This is a genomic window from Kitasatospora nipponensis (genome assembly GCF_039528135.1).
Classification (GTDB): Bacteria; Actinomycetota; Actinomycetes; order Streptomycetales; family Streptomycetaceae; genus Kitasatospora; species Kitasatospora nipponensis.
In genome coordinates this window covers 1-507 of record NZ_BAAALF010001204.1, presented here as the reverse complement: position 1 = coordinate 507, position 507 = coordinate 1, and the positions used below count along the sequence as shown (strand labels likewise).

Annotated in this window: 1 protein-coding gene; it reads right to left on the bottom strand. The window is 71.4% G+C overall.

What is annotated here, in order from left to right:
- Positions 1-84: 84 nt before the first annotated feature.
- On the bottom strand, positions 85-306 hold the full coding sequence (locus ABD323_RS45675) for a hypothetical protein (protein ID WP_184911242.1): 222 nt from the start codon (positions 304-306) through the stop codon (positions 85-87).
- Between the last annotated feature and the right edge of the window lie 201 nt (positions 307-507).

Genomic DNA, 507 nt, shown 5'->3' with positions numbered 1-507 from the left:
CCCGGATCTGGGCGGTCCGCAACCCGGAGAAGCTCGGTGCGTGGCTGGCGGTCGAGGAGAGCTGATCCGGCGTCACGGCGACGTTCAGTTGCCCGGCCGGCTGCCGCGCAGCAGGACGGCCGCCGTGGTCGCGTGGGTCTTCAGGAGGCTGACGGTCCGTCGGTCGCCGTCCGGGAGGAACGGCAGCACGGCGAGCGCGGGCACGGTGGCGAGCACCATGACCGCGAGGACGGGGGCGAGCAGGGCCACCAGCAGCACGCGCTGCAGGTTGCCGAGCACGCGGGGGGTGAGGGTCAGCAGGGGCATCGAAGTCTCCAAGTGCCGGGGTGAGCAGTGGAGATGAACGTCGCAGGCTCGTCGGTTCATCGACGTTGTTCGTCCGGGCCGGTCCTGCTGAAGCCTGAACAACCGGAGGTTGTTCGGCGATAATGCCGAACAGCGATCTGCGGTGTCGGGGGGACGGGTGGCGCAGGGGAACGGGGGCGGGCGCCCCTTCGGGCCCGGCCG